Annotated in this window: 19 protein-coding genes; 8 read left to right on the top strand and 11 right to left on the bottom strand. The window is 70.7% G+C overall.

Going from position 1 to position 15,743, the window contains the following annotated elements; genetic code table 11:
- Positions 1 to 10 precede the first annotated feature (10 nt).
- The 3 genes from PHN62_RS06640 to hisA are packed head-to-tail and all read right to left on the bottom strand — an operon-like array spanning position 11 to position 1,824.
- A complete protein-coding gene (locus PHN62_RS06640; RefSeq protein ID WP_300148046.1) occupies positions 11 to 319 on the bottom strand; it encodes a hypothetical protein in 309 nt (102 codons plus the stop codon).
- A 12-nt stretch (positions 320 to 331) separates the two neighbouring features.
- The gene (gene hisF / locus PHN62_RS06635; RefSeq protein ID WP_300148043.1) at positions 332 to 1,096 is read right to left on the bottom strand and encodes an imidazole glycerol phosphate synthase subunit HisF; all 765 of its coding nucleotides are present in this window, start codon (positions 1,094 to 1,096) and stop codon (positions 332 to 334) included.
- The gene (gene hisA, locus PHN62_RS06630) at positions 1,093 to 1,824 is read right to left on the bottom strand and encodes a 1-(5-phosphoribosyl)-5-[(5-phosphoribosylamino)methylideneamino]imidazole-4-carboxamide isomerase (RefSeq protein WP_300148170.1); all 732 of its coding nucleotides are present in this window, start codon (positions 1,822 to 1,824) and stop codon (positions 1,093 to 1,095) included. Before hisA ends, hisF begins: the two co-directional genes overlap by 4 nt.
- Before the next feature lie 57 nt (positions 1,825 to 1,881).
- Here hisA and PHN62_RS06625 point away from each other — a divergent pair, with 57 nt between their 5' ends.
- A complete protein-coding gene (locus PHN62_RS06625) occupies positions 1,882 to 2,052 on the top strand; it encodes a hypothetical protein (RefSeq protein WP_300148041.1) in 171 nt (56 codons plus the stop codon).
- Entirely contained in the window at positions 2,049 to 2,498 is a 450-nt protein-coding gene (locus PHN62_RS06620; RefSeq protein ID WP_300148038.1) for a hypothetical protein, read from the top strand. The genes PHN62_RS06625 and PHN62_RS06620 overlap by 4 nt, the downstream gene beginning before the upstream one ends.
- 65 nt (positions 2,499 to 2,563) lie before the next feature.
- Here PHN62_RS06620 and hisH read toward each other — a convergent pair whose 3' ends face one another.
- Positions 2,564 to 3,205, bottom strand: a complete 642-nt coding sequence (gene hisH / locus PHN62_RS06615) for an imidazole glycerol phosphate synthase subunit HisH (RefSeq protein WP_300148036.1) — start codon at positions 3,203 to 3,205, stop codon at positions 2,564 to 2,566.
- 303 nt (positions 3,206 to 3,508) lie between these two features.
- On the opposite strand from hisH, the gene sppA reads away from it, so the two are divergent.
- From sppA to PHN62_RS06590, 5 genes are all read left to right on the top strand, one after another.
- A complete protein-coding gene (gene sppA / locus PHN62_RS06610) occupies positions 3,509 to 4,597 on the top strand; it encodes a signal peptide peptidase SppA (protein ID WP_300148033.1) in 1,089 nt (362 codons plus the stop codon).
- A gap of 102 nt (positions 4,598 to 4,699) precedes the next feature.
- Positions 4,700 to 5,842 (top strand): PQQ-dependent sugar dehydrogenase, encoded by a 1,143-nt coding sequence (locus tag PHN62_RS06605; RefSeq protein WP_300148031.1) that lies wholly within the window; start codon positions 4,700 to 4,702, stop codon positions 5,840 to 5,842.
- A 362-nt stretch (positions 5,843 to 6,204) separates the two neighbouring features.
- Positions 6,205 to 6,501, top strand: a complete 297-nt coding sequence (locus tag PHN62_RS06600) for an integration host factor subunit beta (RefSeq protein ID WP_300148028.1) — start codon at positions 6,205 to 6,207, stop codon at positions 6,499 to 6,501.
- Between the two features lie 40 nt (positions 6,502 to 6,541).
- Positions 6,542 to 6,883 (top strand): lipopolysaccharide assembly protein LapA domain-containing protein, encoded by a 342-nt coding sequence (locus tag PHN62_RS06595; RefSeq protein ID WP_300148026.1) that lies wholly within the window; start codon positions 6,542 to 6,544, stop codon positions 6,881 to 6,883.
- Positions 6,884 to 6,890: 7 nt separating this feature from the next.
- Complete coding sequence (locus tag PHN62_RS06590) at positions 6,891 to 7,526, top strand: phosphoribosylanthranilate isomerase (RefSeq protein WP_300148024.1); 636 nt, start codon at positions 6,891 to 6,893, stop codon at positions 7,524 to 7,526.
- 10 nt (positions 7,527 to 7,536) lie between these two features.
- Here PHN62_RS06590 and PHN62_RS06585 read toward each other — a convergent pair whose 3' ends face one another.
- The 6 genes from PHN62_RS06585 to guaB all read right to left on the bottom strand — a co-directional run bounded on the left by PHN62_RS06585 (position 7,537) and on the right by guaB (position 11,648).
- Positions 7,537 to 8,019 (bottom strand): YbaK/EbsC family protein, encoded by a 483-nt coding sequence (locus PHN62_RS06585; RefSeq protein ID WP_300148022.1) that lies wholly within the window; start codon positions 8,017 to 8,019, stop codon positions 7,537 to 7,539.
- Between the two features lie 9 nt (positions 8,020 to 8,028).
- Positions 8,029 to 8,664: a hypothetical protein gene (locus PHN62_RS06580; protein ID WP_300148020.1), complete on the bottom strand. Its 636-nt coding sequence runs from the start codon at positions 8,662 to 8,664 to the stop codon at positions 8,029 to 8,031.
- A 43-nt stretch (positions 8,665 to 8,707) separates the two neighbouring features.
- On the bottom strand, positions 8,708 to 8,995 hold the full coding sequence (locus PHN62_RS06575; RefSeq protein WP_300148018.1) for a putative quinol monooxygenase: 288 nt from the start codon (positions 8,993 to 8,995) through the stop codon (positions 8,708 to 8,710).
- Positions 8,996 to 8,999: 4 nt separating this feature from the next.
- Positions 9,000 to 9,653, bottom strand: a complete 654-nt coding sequence (locus PHN62_RS06570) for a carbonic anhydrase (protein WP_300148016.1) — start codon at positions 9,651 to 9,653, stop codon at positions 9,000 to 9,002.
- Positions 9,650 to 10,090, bottom strand: coding sequence for an EVE domain-containing protein (locus PHN62_RS06565; protein WP_300148014.1), 441 nt, complete (start codon positions 10,088 to 10,090; stop codon positions 9,650 to 9,652). The genes PHN62_RS06570 and PHN62_RS06565 overlap by 4 nt, the downstream gene beginning before the upstream one ends.
- Before the next feature lie 100 nt (positions 10,091 to 10,190).
- Entirely contained in the window at positions 10,191 to 11,648 is a 1,458-nt protein-coding gene (gene guaB, locus PHN62_RS06560; protein WP_300148011.1) for an IMP dehydrogenase, read from the bottom strand.
- Between the two features lie 281 nt (positions 11,649 to 11,929).
- Between guaB and PHN62_RS06555 the strand changes: the two genes are divergently transcribed.
- Positions 11,930 to 14,836, top strand: coding sequence for a pitrilysin family protein (locus tag PHN62_RS06555; RefSeq protein ID WP_300148008.1), 2,907 nt, complete (start codon positions 11,930 to 11,932; stop codon positions 14,834 to 14,836).
- Here PHN62_RS06555 and prmB read toward each other — a convergent pair.
- Positions 14,736 to 15,743 (bottom strand): 50S ribosomal protein L3 N(5)-glutamine methyltransferase, encoded by a 1,008-nt coding sequence (gene prmB / locus PHN62_RS06550; RefSeq protein ID WP_300148006.1) that lies wholly within the window; start codon positions 15,741 to 15,743, stop codon positions 14,736 to 14,738. The genes PHN62_RS06555 and prmB overlap by 101 nt on opposite strands.

The raw sequence follows: 15,743 nt of genomic DNA, 5'->3' as shown, positions 1-15,743 counted from the left end.
GCAGAGCGGCTCAGGAGGGCGGCCCCTCCTCCTCCGCGTAGAAGACGAAGCCGCCGCGCGGCAGCGGCGCGTCTTCGAAGCTCGCCAGCTCCTCGCAGCTCTCCACGTCGAGCTCCGCGTCTTCGGGATCGGCGTGGGCGCCGATCTCCTCATGGAAGTCGGCGTCCTCCACGAGCGCCTGCAAGGCCATCTCGCAGGCCTCCTCCTCGTTCTCGGCCTCCAGGAAGGCCGTGACGTAAAAGCCCCTGGACTTCTCCGCCTGCCCCTCGATGGGGACGTGGAAGCCCCGCCCGTGGATCAGGATGGCGTATTTTCCCATCTTCTCCCCCTCTCAGACCATCCGCACCGGAGCCCCGGCCGCCCGCAACGCCTCCTTCGCCTCCCGGACGCTGTGCATCCCGAAATGGAAGATCGAGGCCGCCAGAACCGCCGAAGCCTTGCCCAGAGTCACGCCCTCGACGAGATGGCGCAGCTCGCCCACGCCGCCCGAGGCCACCACCGGAACCGGCACCGCCTCGGCCACCGCCCGCGTCAGCGCGAGGTCGTAGCCCGAACGGACGCCGTCGCGGTCCATGGAGGTCAGCAGGATCTCGCCCGCCCCCAGAGAAGCCGCGCGCCGCGCGAACTCCACGGCGTCGATTCCGGTGGGCTCGCGGCCGCCATGGGTGAAGATCTCCCAGCGCCCCGGCCCCACCGACCTGGCGTCGATGGCCACGACCACGCATTGCGCGCCGAAGCGCTCGGCGATCTCGGAGATCACTTCGGGACGCTTCACCGCCGCCGTGTTGACCGCCGTCTTGTCGGCGCCCGCGAGCATCAGCGCCCGCACGTCCTCGACGCTGCGGACTCCGCCGCCCACCGTCAGAGGCGTGAAGCAGCGCTCCGCCGTGCGGCGCACCATGTCGAGCAGCGTCCCGCGCCCCTCGACGCTGGCCGAGATGTCGAGGAAACAGATCTCGTCGGCGCCCGCGGCGTCATAGGCGGCGGCGGCCTCCACCGGGTCGCCCGCATCCACGAGATCCACGAAGTTCACGCCCTTCACGACCCGCCCGTCCTTCACGTCGAGGCAGGGAATGACCCGGACCGACAGCGTCATGCGATTTCTCCCTTGAGCACGGCGGCGGCGCTCCTGACGTCGATGCGCCCGTCGTAGAGCGCGCGGCCCGAGATCGCGCCGTCCAGAGGCGCGCCGCTGTCGCGCAGAGCCCGCAGATCATCCAGCGAGGAGACGCCCCCCGAAGCGATCACCGGAATGCGCACCGCCCGCGCCAGAGCCGCCGTCGCCTCGACGTTGGGCCCCTGCATGGCGCCGTCGCGCTCGATGTCGGTGTAGATGATCGCCGCGACTCCGGCGTCCTCGAAGCGGCGGGCCAGCTCCAGAGCCGTGACGTCGGAGGTCTCGGCCCAGCCCTCGACCGCCACGCGGCCTTCGCGGGCGTCGATGCCCACGGCCACCCGGCCCGGATGGGCTCTGGCGGCGCGCTTGACGAACTCCGGATCGCGGAGCGCCGCCGTCCCGAGGATCACCCGGCGCACGCCCTTCGTCAGCCAGCCTTCGAGCACCTCCATGCTGCGCACGCCGCCCCCGAGCTGAACCGGAACCGTCGCCGCCTTGAGGATCCCCTCCACGGCGGCGGCGTTGGCGGGCTTGCCCGCGAAGGCGCCGTCGAGGTCCACCAGATGCAGCCAGTCGCAGCCCGCCGCGACGAACTCCGCCGCCTGAGCCGCCGGGTCGTCGTTGAAGACGGTCGCCTGGGCCATGTCGCCCTTGAAGAGCCGCACGCAGCGCCCTTCCTTCAGATCAATGGCCGGATAGAGAATCATGGACGTCAAGAGAGGCCTCCTCGCGCGCGCCGCCGGATGGTTTCGCGGAGTGTTTTCATGCGGGGCGTAGCGCAGGACGCGCCGAAAGGAAAGCTCGGGCGCGCGCAAGTCCGCGCGGAAGGTCAGGATTTCAGCCTTACCGTATACGGAAAGAAAGATTTCGTTCATCCTTCGCGCCGCAAATTCGCCTTCATCCGACGCCTTGCGACCGATCAGGAGCAGACATGATCCCCCGCCCCGCGATGCTCAGACGCGCCGCTCTCGCCGCCTTCGCGGCCGCGCTCCTCGCTCTTCCGGCCCTCGCCGGGGAAGAGGCGGCGCCCCGCGAGCCGCTCGTCTGCGGCGCGGCGACCATCCACAGCGAAGCCAGCACGGAGCCGGGAACGCTCATCCACAGCGCCGCCTTCGACTCCCACTGGATCGAGGCGCTCTTCGCCGCCGGCTGCATGCAGACCCAGATCGGCTGCAACAGCTGCGCGCAGACCGAAAGCGGCAAGACCATCTGCGGCGCGGCCAGCTGCTCCGTGACCGCTCCGGCCACGGTCGCGGCCTCCTGCTCCTGGGAGATCGCCGACTTCAAATGCCGCAAATGGCGCGAGGACAAGCCCCTCCACGAAGAGGGATGGGCCTCGGAGACCCTGCGCGACCGCCCGGTCTACGTCCGCGCCGACTGAAGGCCCCTCCCCGCCGGAGCCCCCGAAGGCTCCGGCTCGGCTCCTCCGGGAGGAGCCGCGCGCCTTCAGGGCCGCCAGTTCAGGAAGTTCGTCAGAATCCGAAGCCCCGCCGCCTGAGACTTCTCCGGATGGAACTGCAATCCGGCGATGTTGTCGCGCGCCACGGCGGCGGTGACCGCTCCGCCGTAATCGGCCTGAGCCGCCACGTCCTCCGCCCGCGCCGGGACGAGATGATAGGAATGGACGAAATAAGCCTGAGTCTCCGGCGCCAGACCCGCGAACAAGGGATGCGGCCGCAGGATCTTCAGCGCGTTCCAGCCCATGTGCGGGATCTTCAGCGCGGGATCGGAGGGCGTCAGCCGCCGCACTTCGCCGCCGAGCCAATTCAGGCCGGGATGTTCGCCGAACTCCAGCCCCTTCCCGGCCAGAAGCTGCATCCCCACGCAGACCCCGAGAAAAGGCCTGCCGCGCTTGAAGACGGCCTCCTCCAGAGCCTCGACCAGGCCGGAACGCGCCCTCAGCCCCTCTCCGCAGGCGGCGAAGGCCCCCACTCCCGGCAGCAGGATGCGGTCGGCGGCGGCGACCTCCTCGCCCGTGGAGGCCAGCCCGACGTCCAGACTCAAGCCCGCGTCGCGCCCCGCCCGCTCCAGCGCCTTGAGCGCCGAATGCAGATTGCCGGAGCCGTAATCGACCACCACGACGCGCATGACCCGTCCCTCCTCGCGCCCGAGATCCCCGCGCCGAGGCTCGACGCGGCGGGCGCGTCTTCTTAGAGCGCAATCCGGAAGCTTTGAAGGGGTTTCCCGACCTCCCGCGCCGTCCCTCCCGCGCGGAGCCCGCGCCGCCCCCGCCGCGCGGCGGCTCCTCGCAGCGCGGCAAGCCCTTGAGAGCCTTCAACATATCCGTGAACGGACGAGATCTCCGCGCGATTCCGGATTGCTTCCGCCTGCGCCAGTTCATAACTTCGCCCGGATCCCTGCACGCCGCCCTTTCGGAGTCCACGCCCCGCCATGACCATGCCTCCTTCTGCGCCGCCCTCCGGTTTCTCCTCCGAAGGCGGCGTTCCGCCTTCCGCGCCGGGCGTCCCCCTCTCCAAGGCTTCGCCTCCCGGCTTCGGCGCCCCGCGCCTCGGGACGGGCCCCTCCGCTCCGGCGAGCGATCCGGCGGCCCTGACCGCCGCCTTCGCCGCCGCGCTCCAGGGCGAGGAGGAGCGCCAGAGGATCCGGCGCAGCCGCGGACGCTGGCGGCTCTTCGGCGTGCTGACCCTGCTTCTGGTCGGCGGCGCGCTGCTCTCCAATTCGCTGCAGGCGCTGGGCGGAGCCGTCGCGCCCGACCACATCGCCCGCATCCGCGTGACGGACGTGATCTCCAGCGACCGCACCCGCGACCTCTTCCTGCGCGACCTCGCCGAAGAGGACGCGATCAAGGGCGTGATCCTGAGCATCGACAGCCCCGGCGGCACCGTCGTCGGCTCCGAAGAGCTCTACGAGGCTCTGCGCGTCGTCGCGGAGGCCAAGCCCCTCGTGGCGGTGATGGGCGAACAGGCGGCCTCGGGCGGCTACATCGCGGCTCTGGCGGCCGACCATCTGCTGGCGCGCGGCAACAGCATCACGGGCTCGATCGGGGTGATCTCGCAATCGCCGAATTTCCACGAGCTGGCAGAACGCATCGGCGTGGAGATGATCGAGGTCAAGAGCGCCCCGCTCAAGGCGGCGCCCTCGCCCTTCCAGCCGGTGGACCCGGCGGCCGTCGCGGCGGATCAAGCCATAGTGAACGATTCCTACGCCTGGTTTCTGGATCTCGTGAAGGAACGTCGCCAGATGAACGACAACGAGGCGCGCGCCGTGGGCGACGGACGCGTCTTCACCGGCCGCCAGGCTCTGGAGGCCCGGCTGATCGACGGACTCGGCGGAGAACAGGAGGCCGTCGCCTGGCTGGAGAGCGAAAAGGGCGTCGCCGAGGATCTGGAGATCCGCAACCGCGCGCCCGCCGCTCCGCGTCAGAAGCTCCTGCTCGAACGCATCGCCGAACAGCTCGGCGTGAGCGGTTCGGCCGAGGCTCTGGGCGGCCGTCGCGGCGTGCTCTGGGCCATCCGCTGAGCCCCGCGCAAGCCCCCTGAGGGCGGCGCGGCCCCGATCCGACCCGAAACCCCGGCCTTCAGGCCTCGCCCGCCTGAAGGCCCCGATTTCAGGAGATCCCGCATGCGCCGCCTGCCCCTTCCCCTCGCCGCCCTCCTCGCCTGGGGCCTCGCCCCGGCGGTCGCCGGAGCGGCGGAGGTCGCGAATTCCGGAGAGGCCCCCTTCTCGGAGACCCTCCCCTTCGTCCTGACCGAGATCGCCGAAATGGACTCGCCCTGGGCTCTGGCCTTCCTGCCCGACGGGCGGGCTCTGGTCACGGAGCATGGGGGCGAGCTCTTCCTCCTGCGGCCCACGGGCGAGAAGCTGGAGGTCTCGGGCGTGCCGCCCGTGGCCCATGGCGGCCAGAACGGGCTGTTCCATGTGGCGCCCTCGCCGCGCTTCGCGCAGACGGGCGAGATCTACTTCACCTTCTCCGAGCCCGGCGAAGGCGGCAGCGGCCCGGCTCTGGCGCGGGCGAAGCTGGTCGAGGCGGAGGGCGCGGCCCGGCTGGAGGATCTCGCGGTCCTCTGGCGCCAGGAGCCCAAGGGGGGCGGCGGACATCCCGGCGCGATCATCGCCTTCGACCCCTCGGGCGAGCATCTCTTCCTCACCGTCGGCGACCGCCAGCGCATGGCGCCCGCCCAGGATCCGGACCAGGGGCTCGGCAAGATCCTCCGCCTGACGCTCGACGGCGCGGCGGCTCCGGGCAATCCGCAGGAGGCCGCAGGCGGCGTGCGTGCCATGACCTGGACCACCGGCCACCGCAACCCCTACGGCCTCGCCTTCGCGCCGGACGGGCGGCTCTGGTCGCACGAGATGGGGCCTCAGGGCGGCGACGAGCTGAACCTGATCGAGGCGGGCGCGAATTACGGCTGGCCCGAAGTCTCCTACGGCGTCCATTACGGCGGAAGGGCGATCCCGAAGCCCCCCACCCGCACCGAACTCCACGAGCCCGCCCTCTACTGGACGCCGGTGATCGCGCCCGCAGGCCTGACCTTCTACGCGGGCGATCTGTTCCCCGACTGGCGCGGTTCGGCGCTGATCGGGGCTCTGGCGGGGTCGGGAATCGTCCGCGTGGCCTTCGACGATCAGGGCGGCGCCCGCCAGGTCGACCGCTGGGACCTCGAAACCCGCATCCGCGACGTCGAGACCGCCCCCGACGGCTCCGTCTGGGCCATCGAGGACGGTTCGCCGGGCCGGGTCTGGCGGCTGACTCCCGCCGGGTGAGGCGAATCCGCCCCCGGCCCCCCTCAACCCCGGGGATTCGTTAAGATTTTCCGGGGCCTCCATCCCCGAACGACACAGGAGAGGCTTCCGCGCCCGGCGCATCCGATTTCGTCAAGACGCGGTTGACCTTCCGACGCCAAATGCGCATAGTGGCTTGAATAAACACGAAGGATCGAGGTTCCGACCACCCATCGCGTTCGGGGAGCGCGCGAAGGGCGGGCGTCCTGCGGCTCCGGCGAAAGCCGGATCGCGGATGCGCAGACAGAAAGAAGGGGCATGCGGATTTCGCGTCGGCAGGCGCGTGAAAGCCGCGGACATCGCGCGTCAGCAAACCGCGCGCGACAAAGAGGGGAAGCCGCCATATGATCAAGTCCGAACTCGTCGATGCGCTTGCGGAACGTCATCCGCATTTGTATCAGCGGGACGTAGAGCGGGTGGTCGCCACCGTGTTCGACGAAATCTCGTCCGCCCTCACCAGGGGGGACAGGGTGGAGTTGCGCGGATTCGGCGCCTTTTCGGTCAAGCAGCGCGAAGAACGCCAGGGCCGCAATCCGCGCACAGGAGAAACCGTGTCGGTGCCGCAGAAACGCGTGCCCTTCTTCAAGACGGGCAAGGAGCTGCGCGAGCGCATCAACGTCGATTTCAATCCGGAGACGTGAGGGATGGCCCCGCGCTCCGATCAGGTGACGGGAGTTCGGGGTGACCTATCTGAAGCTGATCCTTCTGGCCTTGCTGGCGACGCCTCTGGCGGCGCTCATCATGATGAACCCGCATCCGGTCACGGTGCGGCTCGATCCGCTCGGTCTGGGGATCGTCAGTCCGGCTCAGGTCGAGCTTCCGCTGGCGGCCCTCGTGATCGGAGCGGCGCTGCTGGGTCTGCTGATCGGCGTGGTCCTCGAATGGATCCGCGAGGCCGGAGAACGCCGGGAAAAGGCGCGGGCCGAACGACGCATCGCCGAGCTGGAGGCCAGACTCGCCACGCTGCAGCCGCTCCATGCGGGCGCGTCGCCTCAGGGCGGCGCGGTCGCCGCGCTCCGCTGAGCGCGTCATGGCCGAAGTGAAGATCTGCGGGATCCGCTCAAGGGCGGATCTCGCCGTCGCGGCGGAGGCCGGAGCCCGTTATGCGGGCTTCGTGTTCTTCCCGCCCTCGCCGCGCGCCCTGACGCCGCAGACCGCCGCCGCCCTCGCCCGCGAGGCGCCGGAAGGACTCTGCAAGGTCGGGCTTTTCGTGAATCCCGCCGATGAAGACCTCGACGCCGTTCTGGAGCTCGCCGCTCTGGACATGATCCAGATCCACAAGGTCGAGGATCCGGCGCGTCTGGCGGCCCTGCGCCGTCGGGCGGGACTGCCGCTGATCGCGGCGGCGCCTCTGGGCGCGGAGGAGGATTTCCTTCTCGCGCTGCGGCTGTCCCGGGCCGCCGACATGATCCTCTTCGACGCCAGGCCCGCGCCCGACGCCGCCCTGCCGGGCGGCAACGGCCTCGCCTTCGACTGGAGCCTTCTGGCGGGCCGTCGCTGGCCGGGGCCCTGGATGCTGGCGGGCGGCCTCACGCCGGAGAACGTCGCCGAGGCCGTGGCGCGCACCGGCGCCGCGCGCGTGGACGTCTCCTCGGGCGTGGAATCCGCGCCGGGCGTGAAGGACGCCGCGAAGATCCGCGCCTTCGCCCGAGCCGCAGGCGCCTGAAGTCCGAGGCTCAGGCGGGCGGCTCCTGCGGCGGCTCCTGGCAGACGTCGACCCATTCCGCGCCGACGAGCTCCGCCATGCGCCCGGTCCCGATGCGCACCGCCGCATTGACGGCGCCGGCGGCGGGCACCACCTCGGCGAAGGCCTTCAGCGAGACGTCGCAATAGACCGTCACGCCTTCGGGCAGGCCGAAGGGGCAGATCCCGCCCACCGGATGCGAGGTCGCCGCGAGCGCCGCCTCCGCATCCAGCATCTTCGCCTTGGCGCCGAAGCGGGCGCGATATTTCCTGTTGTCCAGCCGGGCGTCGCCGCGCGTCACGATCAGGATCGGCCGCTCGTCGAGGATCAGCGAGAGGGTCTTGGCGATCTGGCCGGGCTCGACGCCATGGGCCGCGGCGGCGAGCGCCACCGTGGCCGTGCTGGCCTCGGTCACCAGAACCTCCACATCGGGGGCCTTCTCCGCGAAGAAGGCCTGCACGCTTTCAAGGCTCATGGCCCCACCTCATGGTTTGCCGCCGAAGAAGGCGAAGGGCGGCCGCAGGCGCAGACGCATCGGGTCCTCCGGCGAGGTGATCCTCCAGACCCAGGGCTCGCCGGAGGCGGGCCGCCCGGCGCCCTCGACCTCCAGCGGGATTCCCCGCCGGATCCGCACCTGCACATCCGCCCGGATGGGGTCGCCGGGTTCGGCGCCTCGGGGGTTCAGGCTGAATTCGACGGTCCCGTCCTCCATCAGCCGCAGGAAGAAGAGATTGCCCTCCGACTCCGGCTCCTGGGTGAAGGGCAGGCCGAGGATGGGCTCGCCCGAGGTCAGTTCGCCGTCCAGCCGGATCTCGACGTCGGCGCGGCCGCCCACCCGCAGATCCGCCTGACGATAGCCCGGCTGACGCGGCAGCTCCGCCACGAAGGCCTCCCAGGCGCGGGCGGCGGCCGGATCGCTCAGGTCCAGTTCTCCGGGGGCGTTGAGCCGCCCCTTGAGCCGCACCTGATAGCTCGTCCCGTCGAGGGTCACGGCCAGCGCCGAGCGCTCCAGCCGGACGCCGCCCCAGGCCGGATGCGCCAGAAGCGCCCAGGCCAGAACGCCGAGCTTCGCCGCCCTCCGGCCTCCGGCCCTCGGGAACCCGAACGAACGCAGGATCATGAGCCCCTCCCTCAGGACTGGCGCGGAAGGCGCGCTCCGCAGGTCAGGCGAAGGCGTCCATCAGCGTGATGATCGGATCCCGCCTCTGATGGGCGTTGATCAGAGGAACCAGTCGCCGGAAATGCTCCGTTTCGCAATGCGCCTTCAGGGCGGCCCGGTCCGGCCAGGCCTCGATGAAGACGAAATGCCCGGGGTCCTTCTGATCCACGAAGAGATCGTAGGCCAGGCAGAGCTTCTCCTGTCGGGTCCTTTCGACCAGCTCCCGATAGAGCGGCGCGACGATCTCCAGCGCCTCCGGCCGGATGAAATCCTGCGCGACGACCTTCAGCATCCGCTCAGACCCGCCGGAAGGCGCCGAGCGCGGGATCATATTCATGCAGCCCGCCGTCGGAGATGTCGAACCAGACGCCATGGAGCCTCAGCTTGCCCTCCTCGACGGCCTTGGCCACGTAGGGGAAGGTCATGAGGCTCAGGAGCGACTGCACCACCCCCTGACGCCCCAGCTCCTGGATGCGCGATTCGCGATCCGGCCATTCCCGCTCGTTGACCCGCGCGAAGGCGGGCGCGAGGGTGTCCAGCCAGCGGCCGATGAAGTCGGTGGTGTCGGTGATCTCGTTGCGCTGGATGTCGTGGAAGGCCGCCACGCCGCCGCAATGGCTGTGGCCCATGATGACGATGTCGGTCACCTTCAGCGACTTCACGGCGTATTCGATGCCCGCCGAAGAGCCGTGCTGCTGGGCGTCCGGAGCGTAGGGCGGCACCAGATTGGCGATGTTGCGCATGATGAAGAGCTCGCCCGGCTCGGCGCCGAAGAGCGCGCTCGGCTCGACGCGGCTGTCGCAGCAGCCGATCACCATGGTGCGGGGCTTCTGCCCCTCCTCGACCAGCCGCGCGAACCAGGCCCGGCTTTCCTCGAAGCGGTTGGCCTTCCAGCCCCGATAGCGCTCGACGAGATAGCTCGGCAGAGGAGTTCCGACCGCAGACGTCATGATTCCAACCTTTCCGGGTCCAGCCCGAGCGCTTCGCAGATGATCCGCCATTCCTCCGGCCTCACGGGCTGAACCGAAAGCCGCGTCAGCTTGACCAGAGCCGTCTGCGCGAGGCGCGGATCGGCCTTGATCTCGGCCAGGGTCAGCGGGCGGGGCGCCTCGACGAGGGCGGCCACGTCCACGCAGACCCAGGGCGCGCCGGGTTCGGCGGTCGGGTCGGGATAGGCCGCGCGGATCACGCGCACGACGCCCATGATCCGCTTCTCGCTCACGGAGTGATAGAAGAAGGCGAGGTCTCCCGGCCGCATGGCCGCAAGATTCAGTTTGGCCGAATGATTGCGCACCCCCGTCCAGGGCTCGCCGGACGCGCCGCGCGCGACCTGCTCGGCCCATGACCAGGTCTCCGGCTCGGATTTGATCAGCCAGCAAGCCGTCAAAAGGAGGTCCCTCTCCCTTGTTGCGCCGCAAACGTTAGATCATCCCCGCCCCCGACGCCAGAACTTAACGGACGTCGGGACCGGGAAGGAGAAGAGCGCGTCAGGCGCGATAGTTCGGCGCCTCGCGGGTGATGGTCACGTCATGAGGGTGGCTCTCGCGCAGACCCGCGTTGGTGATGCGCACGAATTCGCAGTTCCGGCGCATCTCCGCGATGGTGCGCTGACCGGTGTAGCCCATGGCCGCCCGCAGACCGCCCACCAGCTGATGCAGCACCTGGCCCACGCCGCCCTTGTAGGGGACCTGGCCCTCGATGCCCTCCGGCACGAGCTTCATGCTGTCGCGGACCTCCTTCTGGAAGTAGCGGTCCGCCGAGCCCCGCGCCATGGCGCCGAGCGAGCCCATGCCCCGATAGGACTTGTAGCTGCGGCCCTGATGGAGGAACACCTCGCCCGGCGCCTCGTCGGTGCCCGCGAGCATCGAGCCGATCATCGCGCAGGAGGCCCCCGCCGCGATGGCCTTGGCCAGATCGCCCGAAAGCTTGATCCCGCCGTCGGCGATGATCGGAACGCCGTGCTTCTCGCCTTCGGCGGCGCTGTCGAGGATCGCCGTGAGCTGCGGCACGCCCACTCCGGCCACCACGCGGGTGGTGCAGATGGAGCCCGGCCCGATCCCGACCTTCACCGCGTCGGCGCCGGCGTCGATGAGGGCGCGGGTGGCGGCGGCGGTGGCCACGTTGCCCGCGATGACCTGCACCGCGTTGGAGAGCTTCTTGATGCGCGTGACCGCCTCGCCGACGAGCTTCGAATGGCCGTGGGCGGTGTCGATGACCACCACGTCCACGCCCGCGTCGATGAGGGCCTCGGAGCGGGCGAATCCGTCGTCGCCGACGCTGCTCGCCGCCGCCACCCGCAGACGCCCGAGGCTGTCCTTGCAGGCGCTGGGGTTGAGGACCGACTTCTCGATGTCCTTGACCGTCAGCAGCCCGACGCAGCGCCCCGCCTCGTCCACGACCAGCAGCTTCTCGATGCGCCGCTCGTGGAGCAGCCGCCGGGCGGCGTCGGTGTCGATGGGCTCGCGGATGACGGCGAGATTCTCGCGGGTCATGATCTGCGACACCGGCGTGGCGGGCGAATCGACGAAGCGCATGTCGCGATGGGTCAGGATGCCCGCCAGCTTGCCGGTCTTCGGCTCGACCACCGGAAAGCCCGAGATGTGATGCCTGGCCTGGAGGGCCCGCGCGTCGGCGAGGGTCTGTTCGGGCGAGAGCGTGACCGGGTCGTAGACCACCCCCGACTCGAAGCGCTTCACGCGGCGCACATGGTCGGCCTGCTCCTCGAGGGAGAGGTTGCGGTGGATCACCCCGATCCCCCCCGCCTGAGCCATGGCGATGGCCATTTCGGCTTCGGTCACGGTGTCCATGGCCGAGGAGATCAGGGGGATGTTGAGTTCGATCTCTCGCGTGAGGCGCGTGCGCGTGTCCGCTTGGGCGGGCAGCACGTCGCTCGCCGCGGGCACCAGAAGCACGTCGTCGAAGGTGAGGGCTTCGCGAATCGTCATGTGCGCTTCTCCGGATTCCAGCTTCAGGGCGCGCTTATTTCATGCTGCGGCGCCGGAGGAAAGCCCTGCGGCGATTGGTCCGCCTTACGCAGGATGAAAAAACCCGAGGGTTTGAGAAGCCACGATTTTCCATTCCCGAATGAAACAGGCTTTCACGTTACAAGGAGATTGTTTGCAGTCACTGTATCAATAAGATACATTTGACCGAGAGCGACCCCGCTTTTGATAAGATCTTGCGATCCGGGATCCCTGATCGGAGAGCTCCGGACCGGAGAGCGCCCATGATGCAGCTTCGCCTTGCGCTGGCGGTTCTCTTCGCGCTCCTGACCCCCCTTGCGGCGGAGGCCTCGGAGGCGCCCTTCGCGGCTCCGCCGCCCGGCCGTCTGGAGGAATACCGGCTCGCCAACGGCCTCCAGGTGATTCTGCTCCCCGATCCGCGCACGCCCAAGGTGGCCATGGAGCTCCGTTACGACGTGGGCTCGGCCCGCGAGCCTTCGGGGCTCAGCGGCTTCTCGCATCTCTTCGAGCATCTGATGTTCATGGGCACTCCCGCGGCCCCCGATTTCGACGCGCCCCTCGCGGCGGCGGGCGTGGTGGCCAACGCCTTCACCAGCGAGGACGGCGTGCGCTACCAGATGGAGGGCCCGAGCGTCGCCCTGCCGCTGATGCTCGCGCTGGAGGCCGACCGCATGGCCAATCTCGGGCCTTCGCTGGATCAGGCGGACCTCGACCTCCAGCGCGAGGTCGTGCTCAACGAGATGCGCCAGAACGTCGCCGACGCCCCCGGCTTCGGCCCTCAGGAGGCCCTGGCCTCGGCGCTCTATCCCGAGGACCATCCCTACCGGCGCCCGGTGATCGGGGCTCTGGCCGATCTGGAGGCCGCCACCCTGGAGGACGCCCGGCGCTTCTTCGACCTCTATTACCGCCCCTCCAACGCCACGCTCGCGCTGGCGGGGGACTTCGAGCCGCAGGAGGCCCGCCGCCTCGTCGAGGAGAGCTTCGGCGCCCTGCCCTGGTCCACGCCGCCGCCGCCGGTCGCGCCTCCGGCGCCCTTTCCCGCCAGCCGCGCCCGGCTGACCTTCGAGGACGCCCTGCCCGCCGTCACGCTCTTCCTCGAATGGACCGGCCCGCCGGTCGGCTCGGAAGGCGACGAGGCCTTGCGCGTGGCCGCCGTGGCGCTGACCGACGATTCCATGGGCGTCCTGCGCCGCAAGCTGGTGCTGGAGCGGCGCGCCGCGACGCAGGTCGCCGCGCTCTGGACGCCCCTGCGCCTCGGCGGACGCTTCGCGGTGGTCGCCACCGCCGCCGAGGGCGTCGACGCCGAGACTCTGGAGGCCGAGACCCGCCAGGCCCTCGCCGAGATCCTCGCCGGGGGCCTGCCCCGCCTGGAGGTGCGCGCCGCCGCCCGCAGGCTGGCCACCGAGCTCGTCGAGGCCGAGGAGCGCCTCGCCCAGCGCGCCCGCTACGCGGTGGACGCCCATCTGAACCTCGGTTCGGCGAGCCTGCGGGCCATGGCGGCCCGGAGGCTCTCGCAGGTCGACGCCCCCAGAGCCGACGCCGCCCTCAGGGCCGTGGCGCGGCTCGAGGAGGCTTCGGTGGGGATCATCCATCCCGGCCCGCGCGGCGGCCTGCCTCAGGCGCTGCTCGGCCCGACCGGCCCGAGGGCGCTCCTGCCGCCGCCCGTGCGCCCCCGGACGGCGACGCCCATTCCGCCCCCTCCGCCCGCGCCCGAAGCCCCGACCTTTCCCGAACCCGCCCTGCTGACCCTGCCCAACGGGCTGCGTCTGCTCCATTTCCACCGCCCCGACGCGGCCCTGGCCTATCTGGCTCTGGTGGCGCCCGGCGGCGAGGCCCTCGACCCTCCCGGACATGAAGGCCTGGTCGCGACCATGGCCGAGATGATCGGCCGCAATCCCGTGACGGCGCGGCGTCTGGCCTACATGGGCGGAGCGGCCTCGGCCAACGTCTCGGCGACCCATGTCGCGGCGCTGCTCACGGCGCCGCGTCAGGAGTTCGAGCGCGCCCTCCAGGATTTCGCCCGGGCCCTGCTCGCGCCCGAGCCCGACCAGGCGCTCTGGGAGACCACGCTGGCGCGGCGGCGTCTGGCGGCGAGCTACGCCCGCTCCTACGCGCCTTCTCTGGCCGCCGAGGTCGTCAAGGCCGACTTCTACGGGCTGGAGACGCGCGCGGGCCGCTCGGAGACTCCGGAGAGCCTCACCGGCCTGACCCTGGAGGAGGCGCTCGCGCTGCACCGGCGCATCTTCCGTCCCGACGGCGCGCAAGCCGTGCTGGTGGCCGACCTGTCCTCCGGAGAGGCGGAAAGGCTGATGGTCCAGGCCTTCGGCGCCTGGCGCGGCGCGGCGCCCCGCCGTCCGGAGGAGAATCCCGGCGCGCCGCCTCCGGAGCGCTTCGTGGGTCTGGCCGATTCCCAGGGCGCGGCGCAGGCGGCCTTCACCGCCCGCATCGGCGGGCCGGAGCTGGCGCCGCCGACGGCGGCTCTGGAGACGGCGGCGCGGGCGCTCGGCGGCGGCTTCGTGAGCCGCCTCAACCGGGTGCTGCGCGAGGAGAAGGGATTCACCTACAGCGCCTCGGGGGGTCTGATCGACCGGGGGCTGAAACAGGGCGTGATCTGGCTGGACAGCTCCTTCAACGCCGAGAACGCCGCCGAAGCCCTGGAGGAGACCTGGCGCATCCTCGGCTCGCTGCGGACGGATCCCGTCACGCCCCGGGAGCTGAACGCGGCGCGGCTCGGGCGGCTGCGCGAGGACCTCGACGCCCTGGAGACCACGCGCGGACTCTTCGGCGCGGCGGTCTGGGAGGCCATGGACGGACGCGACCTCGCGGCGCGGGCGCTGCGCTCGACCGAGATCCGCGAGACCACCCTCGCGGAGGTCCGGGCGGCGGGCGCCCTCATCGCGGAGGCGGCCGAGCGCGGCGTCTACGCTCTGGCGGGCGAGTCGGCGCGCCTGGAGGACGAACTCGCCGCGCGCGGGATTCCCTTCCGCTCCGTCGCCGAGACGATGGGGACGGCCTCCATCGGCGGCTGGCCCTCGGGCCAGGGCGACGAGGCCGATCCTCCCGGCCCGCTCAGGTCATGGGCGGCTTGCGGGTCCGGCGCGGCTTTCCCGCCGCCGCCGCTTTGCGCCCCGACGCCTCCGGGGAAGCCGCGGCCCATGTTTCCGCGGTGATCCAGAAGGTTTCGCCGCGGCTCTGTTCGGTGTCGATCCAGAGGAGGGGCAGCTCGGGCGCCTCGGCCTCGACGGCGGGCCGCAGACGCCCCACCTCGGCGAGCATCCCCCCTTGCGGCGTCAGATGCTCCAGGCCCCCGGCGAGGATGCGCCGCACCACCGACATCCCGTCCTCGCCCGCCGCGAGGGCCATCTCGGGCTCGTGGCGATGCTCGGGCGAGAGCCAGCCCATGCCTTCGGCGTCCACATAGGGCGGGTTGGTCAGGATCAGATCGAAGCGCCGCCCCTCCAGAGGCGCGAAGAGGTCGCCCACATGCAGCGTGACGCGATCCTCGAGGCCATGGTCGGCGATGTTGATCCGCGCGACCTCGGCGGCTTCGGGCGAAAGCTCCACGGCGTGGATCTCGGCCAGAGGGAAGACCTGCGCCGCCAGAACCGCCAGACAGCCCGAACCCGCGCAGAGATCCAGCACCGAAGCCACTCCGGAGGGATCGGGCCAGAGCCCCTCCACGCCCGAGAAGAGGATCTCGGAGATGTAGCTCCTCGGGACGATGACGCGCTCGTCCACGTAGAAGGGCACGCCCTGGAGATAGGTCTTGTTCACCAGATAGACCGAGGGCTTGCGGGTCTCGATGCGCGCCTCGACGAGGGCCGCCAGACGCCGCCGTTCGGCTTCGGTCAGGCGGGCGTCGAGATAGGGCTCCAGCTGGTCCACCGGCAGGGCCAGAGCCTCCAGCATGAGGAAGACCGCCTCGTCCCAGGCCGTGTCGACGCCGTGGCCGTGGAAGAGCCCGGCGGCGTTGAAGCGCCCCACCGCCCAGCGCAGCAGATCGCGCAGGCTGCGCGTCTCCGCCGCCACGGCCTCGGCGGAGAGGATCAGCGGAGCGTAAGGCTTCGGGAGGGTCAT

It is taken from the genome of Neomegalonema sp. (assembly GCF_028688855.1).
Lineage (GTDB): Bacteria > Pseudomonadota > Alphaproteobacteria > Rhodobacterales > Rhodobacteraceae > Neomegalonema.
Note: the sequence above shows the minus strand (reverse complement) of the source record. Positions and strands in the feature narration are given on the sequence as shown.